Consider the following 19,877-nt stretch of genomic DNA (forward strand, 5'->3'; position numbering starts at 1 on the left):
AGAATCGGTCGGGGAGTCATCGGTGGCGGAGCGTTCTGAAAACCGCGTCTTTGGAAAGCGTGCGCAGCAGCATGTCGTGATTCTGGCAAGCGGCGACAAAATCCGCCACATGACCGTCCGACCGTGGATGGTCGCGGTCGGCTTCTGCTTTGCCGGCATGTTCACGGTCGGCTATCTCGCCGCAACATCCTACCTCGTGCTGCGCGACGACCTGATCGGCGCCACCATGGCGCGCCAGGCCCGCATGCAGCACGACTACGAGGATCGCATCTCCGCGCTGCGCGCCCAGGTCGACCGCGTCACCAGCCGCCAGCTCCTCGACCAGCAGGTCGTCGAGGGCAAGGTGGAGAAGCTGATGCAGCAGCAACTCGCCCTCTCCGAACGCCACGGCAAGCTCGACGCGCTGCTCAACCGCGCGGAAGGCAGCGGCGTGGACACCCCGGACACTATCCCCCTGCCCGACGAAAAGCCGCCGATCGGCGAACGCCGCGCCGATGCCGCCGGCGCAATCGACGCCATCATGGGCATCGCGCCGCAAAAGACGACGCAGCTCGCCTATGCCGCAACGGGCGAATCGGTCGCCGACCGGGCCGACCGTCTGTTTTCCCGCGTCACCCTGTCGCTCAAGGGCCTCGAACACGAACAATTGAACCGCATCCAGTCCCTGACGGCCGGCGCGTCGGAGCAGGCGGACGCCATTCAGGCCATCCTGCGCCGCACCGGCTTCGAGGTCGCCGAGGGCGCTGCGCCCGAAACCGAATCGGATACGGCCATGGGCGGCCCGTTCGTGGAGCCGATGGACCCCAGCGATCCCTTCGACGCCTCGATCAACGATCTCGACCTTGCGCTGGAGCGCCTCGACACCGCTCGCCGCACCGCGCGAAAACTGCCCTTCGGCAATCCTTCGCCGCAAAGCAGCATCACCAGCCGCTTCGGCAACCGCACAGACCCGTTCCTCGGACGCCTGGCGCTGCATGCCGGCATCGATTTCCGCGTCTCGACGGGCACGCAGGTCCGCTCGACCGGCGCGGGCACGGTGGTCGTCGCCGGGCGCAACGGCGGCTACGGCAACATGGTCGAGATCGACCATGGCAACGGCCTGACGACGCGCTACGCCCATCTTTCCCGGGTTCTCGTCAAGGTCGGCGACCATCTGGAAGCCGCCGATCCGGTCGGCCTTTCCGGCACGACGGGCCGCTCGACCGGGCCGCACCTGCACTACGAGGTGCGCCGTAACGGCAAGGCGGTCGACCCCATGCGCTTCCTCACCGCGGGCATGAAACTGACCACCTACATGGATTGACGTAACGCAAGGCGAGAGGCCTTCCCGCGCCCAAATCATCCCTCAGGCGCTTCAAATCGCTGAGGGATTTACCAAATTCGCTGATTTCCTTGACTTTCCGGCACTTTCGGCATATCTGCGCTGCATCCTCGCGGCAACTTGGCCGCTAACTCATTGCGTTCGCAAGAACCGAAACGGAAACAGTTTTCCCTTTGACCACTTTTGCTGATCTTGGCCTGAGCCCGAAAGTCCTGTCCGCCGTCACGGATGCGGGATACACGATCCCCACCCCGATCCAGGCTGGCGCCATCCCGCCGGCGCTCGCCCGGCGCGACATTCTCGGCATCGCCCAGACGGGCACCGGCAAGACGGCTTCCTTCGTGCTGCCCATGCTGACGCTGCTCGAAAAGGGCCGCGCCCGCGCCCGCATGCCGCGCACGCTCATCCTGGAGCCGACGCGCGAACTCGCCGCGCAGGTGGCGGAAAACTTCGAGAAATACGGCAAGAACCACAAGCTGAACGTCGCCCTTCTCATCGGCGGCGTTTCCTTCGACGAACAGGACCGCAAGCTGGAGCGCGGCGCGGACGTGCTGATCTGCACCCCCGGCCGCCTGCTCGACCACACCGAGCGCGGCAAGCTGCTGATGACCGGCGTCGAGATTCTCGTCATCGACGAAGCCGACCGCATGCTCGACATGGGCTTCATCCCGGATATCGAGCGCATCGCCAAGCTCATCCCCTTCACGCGCCAGACGCTGTTCTTCTCGGCCACCATGCCGCCGGAAATCCAGAAGCTGGCCGACCGCTTCCTGCAGAACCCGGAGCGGATCGAGGTGGCCCCGCCCTCCTCCACCGCCAAGACCGTGACGCAGCGCCTCGTCGCCACGCATGGCAAGGATTATGAGAAGCGCTCGACGCTGCGCGACCTCATCCGCGCGCAGGAAGACCTGAAGAACGCCATCATCTTCTGCAACCGCAAGGTCGACGTTGCCGATCTCTTCCGTTCGCTCGACCGCCACGGCTTCTCCGTCGGCGCGCTGCATGGCGACATGGACCAGCGGGCCCGCACGACGATGCTGGCCAACTTCAAGGAAAACAAGCTCACGCTTCTCGTGGCCTCCGACGTCGCCGCCCGCGGCCTCGACATCCCGGATGTAAGCCACGTCTTCAACTTCGACGTCCCGATCCATGCCGAGGACTATGTCCACCGCATCGGCCGCACCGGCCGTGCCGGCCGCTCGGGCGCCGCCTTCACCCTCGTCTCCAAGCGCGACGGAAAGTTCGTCGATGCCATCGAAAAGCTGATCGATCAGAAGATCGAATGGCTGAGCGGCGGTATCGAGGACCTGCCGCAGCAGGCTGAGAGCGAGGAGCGCGAACGCCCCCGTAATGGTCGCGATCGCGGCGGTCGTGACCGCGACCGTGATCGTTCCCGCGGCCGTAACAAGGGCGAAGCCCGCGTTACGGAAACCCGCACAGAGACCAGCGAGACCGAAGAGAAGGTGGACGTCGTGAAGGCTGAACGCAAGGCGGAAGGGCGGCCGCAGAATCCCGCTCGCAATCCGCGGGCCGCAAACCATGCAGCGCCGCGCCCGGCGAACGACGACAGCCGTGACCGCCGCAACCGTTACCGCCGCGACGAAGATGACGGCCCGACGCCGCTCGGCTTCGGCGACGAGGTTCCGGCCTTCATGCTGATCGCCGGCAAGGCCTGATCCGACCCAATGTCCATTCCAGGCATCGATGTGCCAGGCCTCGGTTGCGGCCTGGCCATTTTGCGTGAGGGCAGGCTTCTGCTCTACCGGCGCCTGCGCGCGCCCGAAGCCGGTTCGTGGAACATCGTCGGCGGCAAGGTCGATCATATGGAACGCACCATCGATTCCGCCCGCCGCGAGGCGGAGGAGGAATCGGGGCTGCGCATCGGCGCGGTCGAGCTTCTCTGCATTTCCGAACAGATCATCGAGGACGAGCGCCAGCACTGGCTCTCGCTCATCTATGTGACGGAGGATTTTGCCGGCGAAGCGCGGGTCATGGAGCCGGAAAAGCTGCCCGAATTCGGCTGGTTCGCACTGGATGACCTGCCCTCGCCGCTGTCGCGCTTCGCGGCGCATGCCGTGAAGGCGCTACGCGAGCGTCACTTGGCCCTGAGCGCCGCCTCGTAGGCGCGGCGCACCCAGATGCCCATCTCGTCCAGATCGTCGAAGGCTTCATCCGGGATCGACCAATAGGGCATCTTCACCGGCTTGCCCTTCTTGCCCTCGTAGAACCATTGCCGGCTGCCCGCCGCCTCGAAATCCGGCCCGCTCTGTACATCGGCCTTCAGCAGAATCTCGCCATCCACTTCGAGCGCGAGGATGCGGCCCTCGTGATAGATGCCCTTGCCGCCGAACATGCGCTTGATCGTCACCGGCCCCAGCGCCTGGAACATTTCCTCGATCGCATCCCGATCCATGCCTAGTCCCTCAGAACGCCGCCGGCGGCCACCACGGCCTCGGGCGTGTCGACATCGATATGCGCCGCCTCGCCGATCTCCACATCCACGATATCCAGCCCGGCGCTCTCCACGATATGCCGCGCGCCGACATCGCCCTCAAGCTGGAGGATGGCGGCGAAGGTCGAGCGCGGCAGGATGACGGGGTTGCCCCGCTTGCCGCCCGAAACCGCCCGCACGATGGCATGCCCGCCCGCCGCCGCGAAGGCGTCCAGCAGCCGGCGCATATCGGCCCCGGTGACGTGCGGCATATCCGCCAGCATCACCGCGACACCGTCGCAGCCCGGCCCGAGCGCCGAAACGCCGGCGCGCAGCGATGTGGACATGCCCTGCGCAAAATCGGGGTTGCGCACGATATCGATCTTGAGGCCGGCAAGCGCCGCCTCGATCTCCTCGGCGCGGTGCCCCGTCACCACCAGAACCCGCGACGGTCTTGCCGCCAGCGCGGCCTCGCTCGTGCGGCGAACGAGCGCCTCGCCATCGAAGGCCGCAAGCAGCTTGTGGCTGCCCTGCATGCGGCTGGCGCGTCCTGCGGCCAGCACCAGCGCGGCCACGGAAAGCGGACGCTCCGGCGCACGCAGATCACGCGGCTGCGGCCGGCTCGGGATTTCGCTGAGAAGGCCGCCAACGCCCATGCCCGTGATCTCCTGCGGCCCCGGTTTCTCCCCGGCAAAGATGCGGGCGAGCACCCAGTCGAAGCCGTTTTCCTTGGGGCTGCGCGCGCAGCCCGGCGCGCCAAGCACCGGCACCGTCCCCACGCGCCCCAGAACCAGCAGGTTGCCGGGATCGACCGGCATACCGACATGCTCGACCACGCCGCCAGCGCCGCGAATGGCGGCAGGGATCACGTCATTGGCATCCGTCACCGCCGAAGCGCCGAAGACGACGACCACGTCGTTCTCTCCAACAGCACGGCGGATGGCATCGGCAACGGCCTCCGCCCGATGCGGCACCCGCGTTTCGCCGGTCACGCTGCTGCCCGATGGATGCAGGCGCTGTTCGAAAAGCCGGCGGGTCTTGTCCATGACCGAGGCCTTCAGGCTCGGCAGTTCCGTCGCGACGAGGCCGACGCGATGGGCGGTGAAGGGTTTGACCTCCAGCGCCCGGCTCGACGCCAAAACCGCCGCCGCCTTGCGGGCGAGCGCATCCGGCACCGCAAGCGGAATGATCTTGATGGTCGCCACCATGTCGCCTTCCGCCACGCCGGCATGGTCCGGCAGGGTGGCGATGGTGATGGCGGGGTCGATACGGTTGAAGCGATCGATCCCCGCGCGATCCACGACGAAGAGACCGTTGGCCCCGGCATGAAGATTGATGCGGCCGGTCGCGGACGGCGTGAAGGTCAGGTGATCGGGCGCGATGGCCGCGGCGATCAGCCCCGCCGCCTCGTCCTCTCCGATATCCCCTTCCTCGAGCCGCACCGCAATGACCGTCGAAACGCCGGCCGCCGCGAGCGCCGCCCGGTCCTCCTCCGTCACCTCATGCCCCTTGTGCAACGACAGGCCCTCGGCGCGCACGCCATGCGCCAGCCGCGCACCGACCGCCTCGGCAGCGGGGATTTCCCCGAAAATCATGGCGCAGCCCCGCGCAGCGGTCGGCGGCGCAGATGTGCGATGATATCGGCCAGAATGGAAACGGCGATCTCGGCCGGGCTTGCCGCACCGATATCGAGGCCGATGGGGGCGGATATCCGCGCGATTTCACCCTCGCCATGCCCCAGCGCCGTCAGGCGTTCGACGCGCTTGGCATGGGTCTTCCGGCTGCCGAGCGCGCCGACATAGAAGCAGCCCGACGAAAGCGCCTGCGACAGCGGAAAGTCGTCGACCTTGGGATCGTGCGTAACGGCGACCAGCGCCGTATAGGCGTCGAGCGGCCGGGCTTTCAGCACATCTTCCGGCCAGTCCGCGACAAGATCGATGCCGGCGAAGCGCTCCTCGGTGGCAAAGGCCGTGCGCGGATCGACGACGGTGATGTCGAAGCCGGCGACCTTCGCCATCTGCGCCAGCGCCTGACTGATATGCACCGCGCCGATGGCGACGATGCGGGCGGGCGGCAGGTGGACGTTGAGGAAGAATTTCCGGTCCTCCACCTCGGCCACGCCGGACTTGCCGGAGCGGAATGCGCCTTCGACCGCCGCACCGAGCGGCCCGGCCACGGGGTCGCCCTCGCAGATCACACGGTCCCGGCCATCCCCGAGGTCCGTGAGGTGAATGACGGCGCGGCGCGCGGCGCGCTCCCTGTTCAGCTTGCGCAGGAGATACGGATCCATCAGCCCACCCGTTCCACATAGACGCGGATGCGCCCGCCGCAGGAAAGGCCGACGCGCCATGCCGTCTCGTCGGCAACGCCGAATTCCAGCATACGCGGCTCCCCGTCCCCGATCACCTCCATCGCCTCGCCGATGACCGCGCCCTCCACGCAGCCGCCGGAGACGGAGCCATGAAAATTACCCTCCCCGTCGATGACCAGATGGCTGCCGACAGGACGGGGGGCCGAGCCCCAGGTCTCGACCACGGTGGCGAGCGCCACCATGCGCCCGTCGTCCATCCAGCGTTCCGCGATGGTCAAAGGGTCGAGTGTGTCGTTCATGTCCATCTTTTCCTCCTCATGCGGCCGGCAGGAAGCGGCGCGGGTCTCCCGCCCCGCGTCGCGCCTCGCCGGAAAGCGCGGCCACCAGATCCGCCATGGCCGCCAGATTGTGGACCGGGCGCAGCTCGTCCACATGCGGCAGCATCGCCCTCACCCCGCGCGCCCGCGCTTCGAATCCCTCGAAGCGCAAGAGCGGATTGAGCCAGACGAGCCGCCGGCAGGAACGATGCAGCCGGTCCATTTCCTTTTCAAGCAGATCGATACCCTCGCGCTCCAGCCCATCGGTGATGAGCAGCACCACCGCGCCCTGCCCCAGCACGCGGCGCGACCAGAGCCGGTTGAATTCCTTCAGCGTCTCGCCGATGCGCGTGCCGCCCGACCAGTCCGTCACCGACTGGCTGCACGCCTCGACGGCAAGATCGGGATCGCGATGGCGCATGGCCCGCGTGACATTGCTGAGCCGCGTGCCGAACAGGAAGGCGTGGACACGGCGGGTTTCGCCGAGCGCATGGAGGAAATGCAGGAAGATGCGGGTGTACTGGCTCATGGAGCCGGAAATATCCGCCAGAACGACGAGCGGCGGATGCACCGTCTTCGGCTCGCGGTGGCGCGGCAGGATCAGCGCGCCGCCGGTACGCATGGCATGGCGCATCGTGGCGCGGGCATCGATGGCGACGGGGCGGTTGCTGCGGCGGAAACGGCGTGTGCGCACCTCGTCCATCGGCAGCACGAGATTGGCGAGCGCGCGCTTGGCCTCGGCAAGTTCCGCCGCACTCATCTGGGCAAAATCGGTCTTGCGCAGCAATTCGCTGCCGGAGGCGGTGAAGCGTGCGTCGATCTCGATATCCGGCTCGTCGCGCTCCTTGCGCTCGTCCTGCCGCCCGCCGAAGAGCGCGTCGGAAACCCGCGTTTCCCCCGCCTTGCGCTTTTCCCGCTCCTCATGCCGCGTCACGACCGGCGACATCAGCGCGATCATTTTCCCGACGAGATCGCGCGAGCGCCAGAACAGGCGGAACGCCTCGTCGAAGACCGCATCGTCCTCATGGCGCTTGACCAGCGTCGCGTGGAGCGCGATGTAGAATTCCTCCCGGTCGCCGATGCCGATGGCCTGCACGGCCTCGATGGCATCCGTGACGGCCGCCGGACCGAGGCGCAGGCCCGCCTTGCGCAGCACGCGGGCGAAATGCACGATATTGTCGGCGAGCCGTCCGTCCATGCCGCTGCCCACCGTCATCGCTATCCCGCCGCTGCCAGATCGGCTTTCACATCATCGAGCAGCTTGCGGCCTTCCGCGCCCTCGATGCGGGCAATGTCGTCCTGATATTTCAGGAGCGTACCGAGCGTGTCGGACACCGTCTCCGGGTCGAGCGCCACGCGGTCGAGTTCGGTGAGCGCCGTCGCCCAGTCGATGGTTTCAGCGACACCGGGATTCTTGAACAGGTCGAACCCGCGCAGCTTCTGCACATAGGCAACGATCTGCTGCGAGAGCGTGGCGTTGCAGCCCGGCACCTTGCGGCGGATGATCTCCAGCTCCTGCGCGGCGGCCGGATAATCCACCCAATGATAGAGGCAGCGCCGCTTCAGCGCGTCGTGGACCTCGCGCGTGCGGTTCGTCGTGATGATGACGATGGGCGGTTCAGTGGCGCGGATCGTGCCGAGTTCCGGCACCGTCACCTGGAAATCGGACAGGACCTCCAGAAGAAACGCCTCGAAGGCCTCATCGGTACGGTCGAGTTCGTCGATAAGGAAGACGGGCGCGCGGCCATCCGGCGAGGACAGGGCCTGCAGCACCGGGCGGCGGATCAGGTAGCGCTCGGAGAAGATATCGGCCTCGATGCGGCCGCGGTCGGTGGTGCCGGAGGCTTCGGCGAGGCGGATTTCCAGCATCTGCGCCGGATAGTTCCACTCATAGACCGCCGAGGAGATATCGAGGCCCTCGTAACATTGCAGGCGGATCAACGGCCGGTCGAGCGCGGCGGCGAGCACCTTGGCGATCTCCGTCTTGCCGACGCCGGCCTCGCCCTCCAGAAAGAGCGGCCGCTTCATGCGCAGCGAAAGGAAGAGTACGGTGGCGAGCGCGCGGCCGGCGAGATAATTGCCCGCCGCCAGCATCTCCACGGTTTCGTCGATGGATTGCGGGATTGTTCCGCGATGATAGGGCACGCCGTTCCTCCACTCCGGAGGATGAACTTATAGCGCCCGGTAGCCCCGGTCCATATAAAGAAGCGCCGGTTTCTGCTCGCCGAAGGAAATGCCCATCACCTCGCCGATCAGCACCATATGCGTCGCCATGACCCGGAAATCGACCAGCCGGCAATCGAAGGCGGCAAGCGCATCCGTCAGCACGGGCGCACCCGTCACCAGCTCCTGCCAGTTGCCCATGGAAAAGCGTTCTTCAGAGGTCAGCAAGGGATTGCGGCCGGAAAAGGCATTAGCCAGATCGATCTGATCGGCCGAAAGCGTATTAAGCGCAAAGCGCCCGCTCTTCTCGAAAATCGCGTTCTTCGGATTGGAGGCGTTGACGCAGGCCAGCACCATCGCCGGATTGTCGGACACCGAGCAGGCCGCGGTGATCGTCACGCCGCGCTTCTCGCCCTCATGTGCCGTCGTCACGATCTGCACATGGCCGGCATAACGGCTCATGGCATCCCGGTAGAGCGACGAGTCCACGACCAACCTGTCCAACACGGCATTCTCCTTTGACACAGGTGATACATGGCGAAAATGAAGAAAAATGTAACCCCCGAAGTCGAATTTTCCTGTCTTGCCAGAGACAAAGGGGATTTCGCGCGGATAATTCCCTTTGACGCCCGAGGACCGATCCTTACAAAGGCTTGGTCGAGACCGATGGATCGAGGATGAAAACCACTCTCAGCGCCAGCCTCATCGCAGCCGCCGTGCTCGCCGCCACGCCTGCGGTCGCCGCCGGCCTTACCTTCGCCGTCGTCGCGCCGAAGGACGGGCCGCTCGCGATCCTCGGCCAGCAGGTACGCGACGGTGCGCGTTTCGCAGCCGAGGCGAATGGCGATACGGTGGTCGAAATCACGGAAGCTTGCGACGAGACGGATGGCGACGGCATCGCCAAGGCCATCCTCGCCGCCGATGCGACGGCAGCCGTGGGTTTTCTCTGCACGGAAGGGCTTTCCGCCTCCCTGCCGGCGCTTGCCGAGGCGAACGTGCCGGCCGTCACTCTCTCCGTCCGCTCCGGCATTCTCATGGAAGATGCGCTGAAAAAGGGCTGGCCGCTCTTCCGCCTTGCCCCCGGCCCGAAGGCGGAGGCCGAAAAGGCCGTCGAGATCATCACCCGCGACTGGAAGTCCGAGCCTTTCGCGCTCATCGATGACGGCACGATCCACGCCCGCGAGCTTGTCGAGACGGTGCGGCTGAAGCTGGAAGAGGTCGGCATGAAAGCCACCTTCGTCGACACCTACCGGCCGGCGCAGGAACAACAGATCACCCTCGTCCGCCGCCTTGCGAAAACGGGCGTCACGCGCGTCTTCATCGGCGGCGACCGCACGGATGCCGCCGTGATCGTCCGCGACGCCAAGGCAGAAAAGGCGGGTTTCACCCTGCTCGGCGGCGAGGCCTTGACCGGCGCGGACCCGCTGGTGCCGATGACGGAGGGTGTGCAAGCCATCGCGTTGCCGGATTACCGGACATTGCCTGAAGGGCAGCCCGTCGCGGCGGCGATGAAGGAAAAGGGCATCGTCGCGGAAGGCTACGTGCTGCCGGCCCATGCCGCCGTGACCGCGCTGGCGGCCGCCGCCGCGCAGGGCAGCGACCTAGCGCAGGCGCTGGCAGGCGGCAGTTTCGCAACGGCCATCGGCCCCCTCGCCTTCGGCGCGGACCGGGAATTGAAGCAGAATCCCTATCGCCTGCTCGTCTGGCGCGCCGGCGCGTTCGTGCCGGCGGATATGGAGGGCGATTGATGGCGACCGGCCCGAAAAACCGCATCACCGACGTCGCCGGCCTCAAGGTCGGCAACGCCACCGATCCTGCGCTGCGCTCGGGCGTCACGGTCGTTCTCTGCGACGAACCCGCGACGGCCGCCGTGCAGGTGCTCGGCGGCGCGCCGGGAACGCGCGAGACGGACCTGCTGGAGCCGCACAACACCGTGCAGACGGTGGATGCGCTGGTGCTGTCCGGCGGCTCGGCCTTCGGGCTGGATGCCGCCTCGGGGGTGCAGGCGGGACTGCGCGAAATGGGACGCGGCTTCGCCGTCGGCCCCCATCGCGTGCCCATCGTGCCCGCCGCCATCCTCTTCGATCTCATGAACGGCGGCGACAAGGGCTGGGGCCGTTATCCGCCCTATCGCGAACTCGGTTATACCGCGCTTCTCGATGCGGCGGCGGATTTCGAAACCGGCAGCGTGGGCGCCGGCACCGGCGCGCTGACGGCGACCTTTAAGGGCGGCCTCGGCACCGCTTCCAGCGTGCTCGAAAGCGGCTTCACGGTGGGCGCTCTGGTAGCGGTCAATGCACTCGGCTCGGCCACCATCGGCGAGACACACCACTTCTGGGCCGCCCCCTTCGAGGAAGCGGGCGAATTCGGCGGCCTTGGCATGCCCGCCCCCTTCCCGGCGGATGCCCGCATCCCGCGCACGAAAATGTCGCGCAGGCCAACCGGCGTGGAAAACACCACCATCGCCGTCATCGCCACGGATGCCGTGCTGACCAAGGCCGAGGCTAAGCGCCTCGCTATCGCCGCCCATGACGGTTTTGCCCGCGCCCTCTGGCCGGCGCATACGCCGCTCGACGGCGACCTCGTCTTTGCGCTGGCGACCGGCCGGAGCGGCCGCGCACCGGCACCGGAAGATTTCATCGACCTCTGCGCCTCGGCCGCATCGACCATGGCGCGCGCCATCGCCCGGGGCGTGCACGATGCAACGCCGATGCCCGGCGACCTCATGCCAAGCTGGTCGGCGCGGTAATTCGCCCGTTGTTCGCCCCTGCCGGGAATGATATGGCGACGCCAGATTTCTTGCACGGAGCCTGACATGACCCTTCCCATCCGGATCGCGCCCTCCATTCTCGCCTCGGACTATTCGAAGCTGGGCCAGGAAGTGCGCGACGTCGTCGCGGCCGGGGCGGACTGGATTCACCTCGACATCATGGACGGCCATTTCGTGCCGAACATCTCCTACGGCCCCGATGTCATCAAGGCGATCCGCCCGCATACCGACGCCTTCTTCGACTGCCACCTGATGATCACGCCGGCCGATCCCTATCTCGAAGCCTTCGCCAAGGCGGGCTGCGACGGCATCACTGTTCATGCCGAGGCCGGCCCGCATCTCGACCGCTCGCTGCAGGCGATCCGCGCGCTCGGCAAGCGCGCCGGCGTCGCGCTCAACCCGGCGACGCCGGAAAGCGTGCTCGACTATCTGCTCGACAAGATCGACCTCGTCCTCGTCATGACCGTGAACCCGGGCTTTGGCGGCCAGAAGTTCATCACCGCAATGGAAGAGAAGATCCGCCGCGTGCGCGCCATGATCGGCGACCGGCCAATCGAGCTTGAGGTCGACGGCGGCATCGCCATCGACACCATCGCCCTTCCGGTAGCAGCCGGCGCGAACGCCTTCGTCGCCGGCTCGGCCATCTTCGGCGGCGGCAACATTGACGCCTACCGCAAAACCATCGACACTCTGCGCAGCAAGGCGGAGGAAGCGCGCGCGTGACGATTTTCCGGAAGACGGCTGTCGCCCTCCTCGCATCGCTTTGTGCAGCCGCGAGCGCATGGGCGGGCGACTTCTCGACCTTCCAGTCCCTCGGCTTCTCGCCAGACGGCAAGGTCTACGCCTTCGAGGAGTTCGGCGTCCAGGACGGCTCCGGCTTTCCCTATTCCAACGTCTATTTCATCGACACGGAAAAGGACGTCTATCTTCCCGGCACGCCGATCCGCGTGCGCATCGACGATGAAGCCGCCGGCATCGCCAAGGCGCGCGCGGAAAGCCGCGACAACGCGAAGGCGCTCAGCGACAAATACAACGTGCTTTCCAATCCCGGCGTGCTCGCCGCCTTCAACCCGATGGGCGAAGGCGGGGTCGACCGCAAGCGCATCGAATATCTCCAGCATGCCGTCGAGCCGACGGTGGGCGGCGCCTTTGCGCTCGCCCTCGAGGACATCCCCCTCGACATGACGGATCGGTGCCGCGATATCGCGCCGGACGGCATCAAGGGCTTCCGTCTCAAGCTCGTCAAGAACGACGGAGCCGCCGCCGATACGCTGGTGCATGAGGACAAGCGCGTGCCCGAGAGCCGCAACTGCGCCTTCTCCTACCAGATATCCGGCGCGGTCGCCTTCAATGCGTTCAATGTGGAGCCGGTCCATGTCGCGCTCGTCCTCGTGCGCAGCATCGGCTTCGAGGGTGCGGACGGGCGTTGGATCGCGGTGCCGTTCCGGCCGTAAGTGTGGCTTGCCGAGTCTCTGCCCGAGTCTCTGCGTTGAGCTTGCCGCCCATCTTTGCTAAAGCGGCGGCAATTCCCACCTCGAAGAGAAAGCCTGGAGCCGATGATCCCTCGTTATTCCCGACCGGACATGGTCGCGATCTGGTCGCCTGAAACGAAGTTCCGCATCTGGTTCGAGATCGAAGCCTATGCCTGCGATGCGCTCGCCGACCTCGGCGTGATCCCGAAATCGGCCGCCGAAACGATCTGGGAAAAAGGCGGCAAGGCCGAGTTCGACGTCGCCCGCATCGACGAGATCGAGGCCGTCACCAAACATGACGTCATCGCCTTCCTGACGCATCTGGCCGAATTCGTCGGCCCGGACAGCCGCTTCGTGCATCAGGGCATGACCTCCTCGGACGTGCTCGACACGACCTTCAACATTCAGCTCGTGCGCGCCGCCGATATCCTCCTTACCGGCATGGACCGCGTACTCGCCGCCCTCAAGACCCGCGCCTTCGAGCACAAGGACACGATCCGCATCGGCCGCAGCCACGGCATCCATGCCGAGCCGACGACGATGGGCCTGACGCTCGCCCGCTTCTATGCCGAGATGGACCGTAACCGCGCCCGCCTCGTCGCGGCCCGCGCGGAAATCGCCACCGGCGCGATCTCCGGCGCCGTCGGCACCTTCGCCAATATCGATCCGCGCGTGGAGGAACATGTCTGCGCCAAGCTCGGCCTTGCGCCGGAGCCGGTCTCCACGCAGGTCATCCCGCGCGACCGTCACGCCATGTTCTTCGCGACCCTCGGCGTCATCGCCTCGTCCATCGAGAACGTCGCCATCGAAATTCGCCACATGCAGCGCACGGAAGTGCTGGAAGCCGAAGAGTTCTTCTCTCCGGGCCAGAAGGGTTCCTCCGCCATGCCGCACAAGCGCAATCCAGTGCTGACGGAAAACCTGACGGGTCTCGCCCGCCTCGTGCGCATGGCCGTCACGCCCGCCATGGAGAACGTGGCGCTCTGGCATGAGCGCGACATTTCCCATTCCAGCGTCGAGCGCGGCATCGGCCCGGATACGACGATCACTCTCGACTTCGCGCTGAACCGCCTTGCCGGCGTCATCGAGAAGCTGGTGATCTACCCGGAAAACATGCTGAAGAATCTCAACAAGTTCCGTGGCCTCGTTCATTCGCAGCGCGTCCTGCTTGCCCTTACGCAAGCCGGCGTATCGCGCGAGGACGCCTACCGCCTCGTGCAGCGCAACGCCATGAAGGTCTGGGAACAGGGCAAGGACTTCCTGGAGGAACTGCTGGCGGACGGTGAAGTCCGCGCCGCCCTCTCGGAAGAAGCCATCCGCGAAAAATTCGACCTCGGCTACCACACCAAGCACGTCGACACGATCTTCCGCCGCGTCTTCGGCACGGTCTGACGCAGCCCGGAAACGGCGATGGCGCCAATGGCGCCATCGCTCCCCTCTGACGGGCGGTTCTGCACTTTCCTCCTGGCGCAGCACCCCGCCCGCGAACTTGTCCTACCGGCGCTCGTCCACGACGATCTTGCGGTAGAGATGCCATGTGGCATGGCCGAGGATCGGCATGATCACGGCAAGGCCGACGAAGATCGGGATCGTGCCGACGATCAGCAGCGCCGCGACGATCAGGCCCCAGCAGGCAATCGGAACAGGGTTCATCAGCGTCGCGCGCAGCGAGGTTTCGATAGCGGCGACCGCCCCGACATCGCGATCGAGCAGCATCGGGAAGGCGATGACGGTCGTCGCAAGCACGACGAGCGCAAAGCAGAAGCCGATGGCATTGCCCGCCAGCATCAGCAGCAGCCCGTTTTCCGAGCTGAAGACGGAGGCGAGGAACAGCGCCAGCGATTGCGGCGGCTCTGGCCCGAAAAGATCGGTATAGAGCATCTGCGCGAAGACCAGCCACGCCACGAACAGCACCATCAGCATGGCGCCAACGGCGAGGATCGACGGTAGCGCAGGCGAATGGCGCACCTCCAGCGCATGCCGCCAGGACGTATCCATGCCCAGTTCGCGGCGCCGGCTGATCTCATAGAGGCCGATGGCGAAGAACGGCCCGAGCAGCGCGAAGCCCGCCACCAGGGGGAAGATCAGCGGCAGCATGTTGGCCCCGGAACTCCAGGTGACCAGCACGATCCCGCAGATCGGATAGATCAGGCTCAGGAACACGTAATGGGACGGCTTCGCGCGGAAATCGTCGAAGCCGCGCGCGAGCGCATCCCATATGTCGGAAAGGCCGATACGCCGGATCGCCGGACGCGCGAGCATCTCGCCCGGGCCGGCCATGACATGGAAGCTTGCCATGATTACTCCTCCTGCCGGTTTGGAACCGTCACGGCCTGCGTGCGTGGAGGGCAATCGTCCGCCACCGCGGCAGACCGCGATTGGCATTGAAGACAGCGAATCATACACCCGAAGCGCCGTTTTGTCCCGCCCCCTTGACTTCAGCACTTCGTGAACGCACATGCGGCCGCATGAAAGTCTCGGAAGCAGAAATCCTCATCGTCCCCGGTTACACCAATTCCGGCCCCGACCACTGGCAGACCCGCTGGCAGTCGAAACTGTCGACCGCGCGCCGCGTGGAGCAGGCGGAATGGACGAAACCCGTGCGCGAGGACTGGGTACAGCGCGTGGCCGAGGAGGTCGCCGCCGCGACGAAACCCGTCGTGCTGGTCGCCCATTCGCTGGGCGTCGCGGCCGCCGTCCATGCCGTGCCGCAGCTCGGCGGCAAGGTCGCGGGCGCCTTCCTCGTCGCCCCGCCCGATGTCGCCAACCCGGATATCCGCCCGAAGCATCTCATGACCTTCGGCCCCTATCCGCGCGATCCGCTGCCCTTCCCCTCGCTGGTCGTCGCCAGCCGCAACGACCCGTTCGGCCGCTACGAGCACGCCGACGATATTGCCGCCGCCTGGGGTTCGCTGCTGCTGGATGCCGGCGAATCCGGACATATCAATGCCGAATCCGGCCATGGCCCCTGGCCGGAGGGCACCATGGTCTTCGCCCAGTTCCTCAGCCGCCTGAAAGCGCCGGCGTAACCGGAACGCCGGTTCGCCATTAAGAGGAATTTCATAGAAATCCTGCACGTTACGCCTGTTGAGTTCATTGCAGGCGCAGCATTTCATGGCCAAACCATTCGGTTCGACCTCCATTGCCGTGCGAGAAACGGGACAGGAACCGTTTTATCGCCAGCTTTTTGCGCGCTCCGGCTTCGGTTATGCCGCACTCGACGCCGCCGGGCATATCGTGGATGCCAATGCCACGCTTCTCAAGTCGTTCGGCGTCGGCTCCATCCTGCAGCTTCCAGCCTTCGAGACCTGCGTCGCCGCGCTCGATCGCTCCGTCCTCGCCTTCGCCATGCGCACCCGCATGGCCGAGCAGACTCCGTGGGAAATCCGGCTGAAGCGGCTGGATGGCAGCGAATTCTGGGTGCTCGCCTCCTTCATCGTCCCGCCGCCGCTGCCGAATGGCGATGAGACCGCGCCTGCGCTGATCGTGCAGACGGTCGACATCGACGAGCGCAAGCGCAACGCGCTTGAACTGGCCGAGCGGGAAAGCCGCTGGAACCACGCGCTGGAATCGGCCGGCCAGGGCGTCTGGGACCACGATTTCTCTCGCGGCGACCTGTTCTATTCCCGCCAGTGGCGCGCCATTCGCGGCCTCCAGCCGGACGATCCCATCGAGGCCACGCTCGAAACGTGGATCCAGACCGTTCATCCCGACGACCGGGTCCACGTTCTCAAGGAGATCGCCCGGCAGGAAAACGGCGAAGCGCCGTTCAGCGTCTTCAGCTATCGCGAACGGCATCGCGACGGGCACTGGGTATGGATCGAGAGCCGAGGCGCGGTCGTCGAATACGCCGCCAACGGCAAGCCGAGCCGCATCGCCGGCACGGATACCGACATCACCGAACGCAAGGAAGCCGAGGAACGGCTCGCGCAGATGTCCCGCCGGCTTGAACTGGCGCTGGACATTTCCCGCATCGGCGTCTTCGACGTCAACCTGCGCACCAGCGAAGTGCGCTGGGACGACCGGATGATCGAGATGTACGGCCTCACCAGTGAGCCGGACGGCATGACCTGGGAGCAGGCCCTGCACCCGGAGGATCGGCAAAAAGCCTCCGCCAAGGTCAGCGAAGGCATCTTCGGCAACCACGATTTCGCCAACGAGTTCCGCATCGTCCGGGGCGACGGCGCAATCCGCCATATCCGCGGGCGCGCCGCGCCCTATGTCGACACCACCGGCGCCCCCCGCCTCATCGGCGCGAACTGGGACGTGACGGACGATGTGGAGATGCAGGAGGAACTGAAGCACGCAAGGGACCTTGCGGAAGCCCGCAACGCGGAGCTGGAGACGGCAAGGGCGCGCATCGAATACACCGCGCTGCACGACCACCTGACGGGCCTGCCCAACCGCCGTTATCTCGACGCCGCCATCGCGGAAGCGGCCGCCAGGGCGCGCGAAAGCGGCAGCCGCCTCGCCGTCCTCCACATCGACCTCGACCGCTTCAAGGAAATCAACGACACGCTCGGCCACCTCGCCGGCGACCAGATGCTCGTGCATGCCGCAGGCGTCCTGACCGGGCTGAAGGGACCCGACGAATTCGTCGCCCGCATCGGCGGCGACGAATTCGTCTTCTGCTCCGCCGGCTCCGCAGGCCGGAACCTTGCGACGCTCGCCGAAGCCATCGTCGACGCCATGCGCAAGCCGGTCACGTTCAACGGCCATATCTGCCGCTTCGGCGCAAGCGTCGGCATCGCCAGCCAGTCGGGTCAGGCCATCGACGCCAAGCAACTCCTGGTCAACGCCGACCTCGCCCTCTACCGCGCCAAGAATCGCGGCCGCAGCCGCCACGAATTCTTCACCAGCGACTTCCAGGCGCAGATCATCGTCAACAAGCAGACGGCGGACGATATCCTCACCGGCATCGAGCAGCATCGTTTCCTGCCGTGGTATCAGCCGCAGTTCTGCGCCCGCACGCTGGATATTATCGGCGTCGAGACGCTGGCGCGCTGGGAGCACCCGACGCGCGGCACCCTGACGCCCGATGCGTTCCTGAAGATTGCGGACGACCTCGACTGCGTGGCGATGATCGACCGCCTCGTGCTGGAGCAATCCCTGGCCGATTTCGCCGACTGGCAGCGGCAGGGACTGGGCATCGGCAAGATTTCCGCCAACATCTCGTCCAGACGCCTGCACGACCCGGAACTCGCGCGCTCGCTGCGCACGCTGGACGTCGCCCCGAAATCGCTGTCCTTCGAGCTGCTGGAATCGATCTTCCTCGACGATTGCGACCGCACGGTGCTGGAGAACCTCGCCGAAATGCGCAAGCTCGGCATCGATATCGAGATCGACGACTTCGGCACCGGCCATGCCTCCATCGTCAGCCTGATGAAGCTCAGCCCGCGCAGGCTCAAGATCGACCGCCAGCTCGTCAAGCCCGTCAGCCGTTCGCCGGGCCAGCGCAAGCTGGTCGGCACCATCGTCGAGATCGGCCGCTCGCTGAACATCGAGGTCGTCGCCGAAGGGGTGGAAACGCCGGCGCATGTCGCCATCATGCGCGATCTGGGCTGCGACATCCTGCAGGGTTACGCCCTTGCCCGCCCGATGCCGGCCGACGCCATCCCGGACTTCGTGCGGCGGCAGGAATGGCGCGCGCATGCCGGCCACGCCCGCGACCTGCAGAACGAGGTTCGCCGCACCACCGCCACCCGCTAACAAAAAGGCCGCCCGGACATGCCGGGCGGCCTTTTCAAGCGGTCATGGCGCGGCGATCAGCCGGCTTCGATCTGCGAGATGGCGACGGCCAGAAGCTCGATCATCTGCACGCGGATCTCGTCTTCCGAGCGGGCGACACCGGCGGCGTCGAAATCGGCCTTGACCTTGCGCACGACATCCTCGTGGCCGACTTCCTCGAAATCGGCGGCGACAACGTCCTTGGCATAGGCGTCCGCAGCTTCGCCCGTCTTGCCGAGCAGGCCGGCGGCCCACAGGCCGACCAGCTTGTTGCGGCGGGCCTCGGCCTTGAAGCGCAGCTCCTCATCCAGCGCGAACTTGGCTTCGAACGCTTTTTCCCGATCCTGAATGCTGCTCATCTCACGTCTCCCGTAGATTCTGTAACCGTTAGGCTTCCCCGCCCATAAATCAAAACGACGGCAAAAGTGCAATGCGAACTTTCACGCCGCCGGGCTTGCCCGAAAGGCCGGAAATCGGGGGATCGGGCGTAACGCCGATTGTTAAAGTGCGGCATTTCGTTTATGGAGCCGGAAACGAACGACACCTGCGCGACCCAAGCGCGCCAACAAAGAGAAAAATCCATGAACCGTCGCCGCCGTATCTACGAGGGCAAGGCCAAGATTCTCTATGAGGGTCCCGAGCCGGGCACGCTGATCCAGTTCTTCAAGGACGACGCCACCGCCTTCAACAAGAAGAAGCATGACGTCATCGACGGCAAGGGTGTGCTCAACAACCGTATTTCCGAGTACATCTTCACCCAGCTCAACAAGATGGGCATCCCGACCCACTTCATCCGCCGCCTCAACATGCGCGAGCAGTTGATCAAGGAAGTCGAGATCATCCCGCTGGAAGTCGTCGTGCGCAACGTCGCCGCCGGCTCGCTTTCCAAGCGCCTCGGCATCGAGGAAGGCACCGTGCTGCCGCGCTCGATCATCGAATTCTACTTCAAGGCCGACGCGCTCGAGGACCCGATGGTCTCCGAGGAGCATATCACCGCCTTCGGCTGGGCAAGCCCGCAGGAACTCGACGACATCATGGCGCTCGCCATCCGCGTCAACGACTTCCTCTCCGGCCTCTTCCTCGGCGTCGGCATCCAGCTCGTCGATTTCAAGATCGAGTGCGGCCGCCTCTACGAAGGCGACATGATGCGCATCATCATCGCCGACGAGATCTCGCCCGATAGCTGCCGCCTCTGGGACATCGCCACCCAGGAGAAGATGGACAAGGACCGCTTCCGCCACGACATGGGCGGCCTCGTGGAAGCCTACCAGGAAGTGGCCCGCCGTCTCGGCATCATCAACGAGAACGAGCCCGTGCGCGGCACCGGCCCGGTTCTGGTGAAGTAACGCTCCCCAAGGATGGAAC

The 19,877-nt window shown here is 65.9% G+C and carries 20 protein-coding genes; 11 read left to right on the forward strand and 9 right to left on the reverse strand.

Features of this window, described 5'->3' with window-relative positions; genetic code table 11:
• The first annotated feature begins 22 nt into the window (after positions 1-22).
• From K8M09_RS08740 to K8M09_RS08750, 3 genes are all read left to right on the forward strand, one after another.
• The gene (locus tag K8M09_RS08740) at positions 23-1,303 is read left to right on the forward strand and encodes a M23 family metallopeptidase (RefSeq protein ID WP_229342252.1); all 1,281 of its coding nucleotides are present in this window, start codon (positions 23-25) and stop codon (positions 1,301-1,303) included.
• Positions 1,304-1,494: 191 nt separating this feature from the next.
• Positions 1,495-2,997, forward strand: a complete 1,503-nt coding sequence (locus tag K8M09_RS08745; RefSeq protein WP_160784360.1) for a DEAD/DEAH box helicase — start codon at positions 1,495-1,497, stop codon at positions 2,995-2,997.
• 9 nt (positions 2,998-3,006) lie between these two features.
• Positions 3,007-3,444 (forward strand): NUDIX domain-containing protein, encoded by a 438-nt coding sequence (locus tag K8M09_RS08750; protein ID WP_160784361.1) that lies wholly within the window; start codon positions 3,007-3,009, stop codon positions 3,442-3,444.
• On the opposite strand, the gene K8M09_RS08755 is transcribed toward K8M09_RS08750, so the two are convergent.
• From K8M09_RS08755 to K8M09_RS08785, 7 genes are all read right to left on the reverse strand, one after another.
• Positions 3,417-3,734 carry a TfoX/Sxy family protein gene (locus K8M09_RS08755; protein ID WP_160784362.1) on the reverse strand — a complete coding sequence of 106 codons (318 nt, stop codon included), beginning with the start codon at positions 3,732-3,734 and terminating at the stop codon, positions 3,417-3,419. The two genes, K8M09_RS08750 and K8M09_RS08755, sit on opposite strands and share 28 nt — an antisense overlap.
• Positions 3,735-3,736: 2 nt before the next feature.
• A complete protein-coding gene (locus tag K8M09_RS08760) occupies positions 3,737-5,347 on the reverse strand; it encodes an NTP transferase domain-containing protein (RefSeq protein WP_160784363.1) in 1,611 nt (536 codons plus the stop codon).
• The gene (locus K8M09_RS08765) at positions 5,344-6,042 is read right to left on the reverse strand and encodes an XdhC family protein (protein ID WP_160784364.1); all 699 of its coding nucleotides are present in this window, start codon (positions 6,040-6,042) and stop codon (positions 5,344-5,346) included. The genes K8M09_RS08760 and K8M09_RS08765 overlap by 4 nt, the downstream gene beginning before the upstream one ends.
• Positions 6,042-6,362, reverse strand: a complete 321-nt coding sequence (locus tag K8M09_RS08770) for an XdhC family protein (protein WP_160784585.1) — start codon at positions 6,360-6,362, stop codon at positions 6,042-6,044. Before K8M09_RS08770 ends, K8M09_RS08765 begins: the two co-directional genes overlap by 1 nt.
• 16 nt (positions 6,363-6,378) lie before the next feature.
• Positions 6,379-7,596 carry a vWA domain-containing protein gene (locus K8M09_RS08775; RefSeq protein ID WP_160784365.1) on the reverse strand — a complete coding sequence of 406 codons (1,218 nt, stop codon included), beginning with the start codon at positions 7,594-7,596 and terminating at the stop codon, positions 6,379-6,381.
• 2 nt (positions 7,597-7,598) lie between these two features.
• On the reverse strand, positions 7,599-8,474 hold the full coding sequence (locus K8M09_RS08780; RefSeq protein WP_160784586.1) for an AAA family ATPase: 876 nt from the start codon (positions 8,472-8,474) through the stop codon (positions 7,599-7,601).
• 78 nt (positions 8,475-8,552) lie between these two features.
• On the reverse strand, positions 8,553-9,050 hold the full coding sequence (locus K8M09_RS08785; protein WP_324256108.1) for a flavin reductase family protein: 498 nt from the start codon (positions 9,048-9,050) through the stop codon (positions 8,553-8,555).
• Positions 9,051-9,220: 170 nt separating this feature from the next.
• Here K8M09_RS08785 and K8M09_RS08790 point away from each other — a divergent pair, with 170 nt between their 5' ends.
• The 5 genes from K8M09_RS08790 to purB all read left to right on the forward strand — a co-directional run bounded on the left by K8M09_RS08790 (position 9,221) and on the right by purB (position 14,177).
• A complete protein-coding gene (locus K8M09_RS08790) occupies positions 9,221-10,291 on the forward strand; it encodes an ABC transporter substrate-binding protein (RefSeq protein WP_160784366.1) in 1,071 nt (356 codons plus the stop codon).
• Positions 10,291-11,292, forward strand: coding sequence for a P1 family peptidase (locus tag K8M09_RS08795; protein ID WP_380734035.1), 1,002 nt, complete (start codon positions 10,291-10,293; stop codon positions 11,290-11,292). Before K8M09_RS08790 ends, K8M09_RS08795 begins: the two co-directional genes overlap by 1 nt.
• 66 nt (positions 11,293-11,358) lie before the next feature.
• Positions 11,359-12,036: a ribulose-phosphate 3-epimerase gene (rpe, locus tag K8M09_RS08800; RefSeq protein ID WP_160784368.1), complete on the forward strand. Its 678-nt coding sequence runs from the start codon at positions 11,359-11,361 to the stop codon at positions 12,034-12,036.
• Entirely contained in the window at positions 12,033-12,767 is a 735-nt protein-coding gene (locus tag K8M09_RS08805) for a DUF2259 domain-containing protein (protein ID WP_160784369.1), read from the forward strand. The genes rpe and K8M09_RS08805 overlap by 4 nt, the downstream gene beginning before the upstream one ends.
• A gap of 102 nt (positions 12,768-12,869) precedes the next feature.
• Complete coding sequence (purB, locus tag K8M09_RS08810) at positions 12,870-14,177, forward strand: adenylosuccinate lyase (RefSeq protein WP_160784370.1); 1,308 nt, start codon at positions 12,870-12,872, stop codon at positions 14,175-14,177.
• A gap of 102 nt (positions 14,178-14,279) precedes the next feature.
• Here purB and K8M09_RS08815 read toward each other — a convergent pair whose 3' ends face one another.
• The gene (locus K8M09_RS08815; RefSeq protein ID WP_160784371.1) at positions 14,280-15,083 is read right to left on the reverse strand and encodes a DUF2189 domain-containing protein; all 804 of its coding nucleotides are present in this window, start codon (positions 15,081-15,083) and stop codon (positions 14,280-14,282) included.
• Positions 15,084-15,253: 170 nt separating this feature from the next.
• On the opposite strand from K8M09_RS08815, the gene K8M09_RS08820 reads away from it, so the two are divergent.
• Entirely contained in the window at positions 15,254-15,814 is a 561-nt protein-coding gene (locus K8M09_RS08820; protein ID WP_160784372.1) for an RBBP9/YdeN family alpha/beta hydrolase, read from the forward strand.
• 85 nt (positions 15,815-15,899) lie between these two features.
• A complete protein-coding gene (locus tag K8M09_RS08825; RefSeq protein ID WP_160784373.1) occupies positions 15,900-18,494 on the forward strand; it encodes a sensor domain-containing protein in 2,595 nt (864 codons plus the stop codon).
• A gap of 56 nt (positions 18,495-18,550) precedes the next feature.
• Here K8M09_RS08825 and K8M09_RS08830 read toward each other — a convergent pair whose 3' ends face one another.
• Positions 18,551-18,871 carry a DUF1476 domain-containing protein gene (locus tag K8M09_RS08830; RefSeq protein WP_160784374.1) on the reverse strand — a complete coding sequence of 107 codons (321 nt, stop codon included), beginning with the start codon at positions 18,869-18,871 and terminating at the stop codon, positions 18,551-18,553.
• Between the two features lie 222 nt (positions 18,872-19,093).
• Between K8M09_RS08830 and purC the strand changes: the two genes are divergently transcribed.
• Positions 19,094-19,858, forward strand: a complete 765-nt coding sequence (gene purC / locus K8M09_RS08835; protein WP_160784375.1) for a phosphoribosylaminoimidazolesuccinocarboxamide synthase — start codon at positions 19,094-19,096, stop codon at positions 19,856-19,858.
• Positions 19,859-19,877: the final 19 nt, after the last annotated feature.

It is taken from the genome of Shinella zoogloeoides (genome assembly GCF_020883495.1).
Lineage (GTDB): Bacteria > Pseudomonadota > Alphaproteobacteria > Rhizobiales > Rhizobiaceae > Shinella > Shinella zoogloeoides.